The sequence below is a fragment of the Oleiphilus sp. HI0080 genome (genome assembly GCF_001635135.1).
Genome location: NZ_LWFU01000682.1, coordinates 1 through 2,787, shown reverse-complemented (window position 1 = coordinate 2,787; position 2,787 = coordinate 1). Strand labels below are relative to the sequence as shown.

General features: G+C 44.2%; 4 protein-coding genes. All 4 read right to left on the bottom strand.

Features of this window, described 5'->3' with window-relative positions; translation table 11 throughout:
• Positions 1-415: FoF1 ATP synthase subunit a (locus A3751_RS14835; RefSeq protein ID WP_197466378.1), on the bottom strand; the 415-nt coding region annotated here is incomplete at its 3' end.
• Positions 416-458: 43 nt separating this feature from the next.
• Entirely contained in the window at positions 459-788 is a 330-nt protein-coding gene (locus tag A3751_RS14830) for an ATP synthase subunit I (RefSeq protein ID WP_255376089.1), read from the bottom strand.
• Positions 789-1,021: 233 nt separating this feature from the next.
• Positions 1,022-1,891 carry a ParB/RepB/Spo0J family partition protein gene (locus tag A3751_RS14825; RefSeq protein WP_068457523.1) on the bottom strand — a complete coding sequence of 290 codons (870 nt, stop codon included), beginning with the start codon at positions 1,889-1,891 and terminating at the stop codon, positions 1,022-1,024.
• Positions 1,892-1,903: 12 nt separating this feature from the next.
• Positions 1,904-2,698, bottom strand: coding sequence for a ParA family protein (locus A3751_RS14820; RefSeq protein WP_068457509.1), 795 nt, complete (start codon positions 2,696-2,698; stop codon positions 1,904-1,906).
• Between the last annotated feature and the right edge of the window lie 89 nt (positions 2,699-2,787).

Here is a 2,787-nt window from a genome sequence, read left to right as displayed (position 1 = left end):
GAATAAGATCCATCAGGTTCATCAGAAAAACCCAAACGAAGATCGTCAATGCTAGGGGCGCTACGATCGGGTTACGTCCGTGAAACATGTCTTTCACATTATTGTCGATAAATTCAACGATAATCTCGACAAAATTCTGGAGACGACCTGGTACACCTGAAGTGACAGATTTGGCTACGAGACGGAATAACAAGCAGAAAATAAGACCTAGTCCGAAAGACCATGCCAAACTGTCTACATGAAACGCATTAAAACCCATCGCTGCAGCTTCCGCTGAACCGTGAGCCATTGTCCATGTATCTGCTTCTAGAACCGAACCGTCGTAACGTTCAAAACCAGCGGGCAACTTACCATAGGTTAAATTGGTTAAGTGGTGCTGGATATACTCGGTAGTTGTTGGGTTTTCACCTGCCATAGTTAAGGGCCTACACTTACTTTTTAAGAAACTGTTCGTGGTTTTACTTGGCCAATAGCATTGGCGCAATACCATTTATGATGACAAGAACAATAAAGCTCATCATCAATGCAAATATATCCGCTTCTTGATAGAAGCTAAAAACCAGTGCAAACCCCGCCGCTACTAGCAGCAGTTTAGAACTTTCTGCACTGTAAAAACTTTGGACTGTTTTTACGGCTGCTCTCGCACCCATGTAGCGAAATGATTTGTAAGCAAAATACTGCTGAGGAGCGATAAAAATACAAGCACCCAATACCGCAGAAATTGCCGCTACATTTCCTTTAGTCAGCCAGAAAATGACGGTTAATAGGCCGGCTGACAAACATTGTATCCCGAATATTAGGAGTAGGGGTGGTTTGCTAATTTAAACACTCCTGGTTAGCGCTAAAAAATATGTCGCTAACTCGTCCAAAATAGTTCGGTTACGCACTATATTAAGGCGCGGCAATTGTAGGGCAAATGCATAACCCATTCAACACTAGAGTCTGCTTATTTATTGGTCAATCGTAAAAAATACCACTTTTAGGATTAGTTTTAGCTTTGTCGCGCAAACACTTGTTCTTATTACTTGATATGCGACAAAATTCCGTCAAGCTCGTCAAGAGAGTTATAACTAATTACTAGCCTGCCCTTGCCACGAGAACCCTGACTGATTTCGATGCGTGCACCTAGCTTTTCAGATAGCTCTTCTTCTAGTTGCTTTACATTGGGATCTTTTGCGGGAGAAGCCTTTCTTTTGGGTTGAGGGCTTTCCAATAACTTTCGAACGAACGCCTCTGTCTGCCGAACTGACATTGACTTAGAGTTGACCTGATTTGCTGCTGCCAATTGATCCTCACTGGGTAAACCAAGCAACGCTCGACCATGTCCCATTTCTAGATCACCATGTTCCAGCATCAGTTTTACATCATCATGCAAGTTCATCAATCGAAGCAGGTTGGTCACAGTAGAGCGTGACTTACCGATTGCTTCTGCAACTTCACCTTGTGTCAGCTCAAATTCATCCTGAAGTCTTTGAAGCGCAAATGCCTCTTCCATTGCATTGAGATTTTCTCGTTGAATGTTCTCGATCAAGGCCATTGCAACAGCCGCTTCATCAGGAACATCACGCACGATTGCAGGCACGCGATCAAGTTGTGCTAACTGAGATGCGCGCCATCGACGCTCACCGGCAATAATTTCATACTTACTTTCTGAAATTGGGCGCACAACGATTGGCTGCATAATACCTTGTTGACGAATAGACTCAGCAAGCTCTTCTAACGCCTGTTGATCCATGTCGCGGCGCGGTTGATATTTACCGCGCTGAATCAACTCGACAGGGATTTCGCGCAGATATTTTTCGTCTGCTTCTGAATGCTTTAAGGGCTCTATATTTGATCCCTTTAACAAGGCACCTAACCCTTTCTCTCCGATAACGCGCTTTCTAGCCAATGTGGTTCCTTATTAAACTGCTACCAATTCGGGTTTATTGGATCTTTTAGTACGACGGACGATTTCACCAGCTAGTGCAAGATAAGCTAAAGCTCCTCTTGAAGACTTATCATAATACAAAGCAGGCATGCCATGACTTGGCGCTTCTGCTAGGCGAACATTTCGAGGAATGGCCACTTTAAATACCTGATCACCGAAGTATTCTTCCAGCTCTTCTGAAACGTCCTTCGTTAAGCTATTGCGCGGATCATACATCGTACGAAGGATTCCAGAGATCTGCAGAGCTGGATTGATTGTTTCTCTGATCTGTTCAATCGTACTCATTAAAGCAGCAAGGCCTTCCAACGCATAGTACTCGCACTGCATCGGAATGATGACGCCGTCACTCGCGGATAATGCATTGACAGTGAGCATGTTAAGCGAGGGTGGACAATCAATCACGATAAAATCGTAGTGAGCACGCACTTCGTTCAAACCAAGCCGCAACCTGTGCTCCCTGCCAATCTCATTTAAAAGTTCGACCTCAGCAGCAACAAGATCCCCGTTAGCAGGTAAAACATCAAAATGGCCATGCTTGGCGCGAACTGCGATATCTTCAAATGAAGCTTTCTTAGTAAGAAGATCATAAACAGTGAGATCGAGCTCGTTCTTCATTATTCCGCAACCCATTGTTGCGTTGCCTTGCGGATCAAGATCAATCATCAAGATTTTGCGTTTAGTCGCAGCAAGAGAGGCTGCAAGATTGACACTTGTAGTTGTCTTGCCGACCCCACCTTTTTGATTGGTAACTGCGAATATCTGTGCCACTGGAGGTACCCTATAAACTGGTATAAATCAGCTGTGTGCACACAGCCGAACTATGAAACTGATTCTATAATAATTAAATGTCGCGCGGC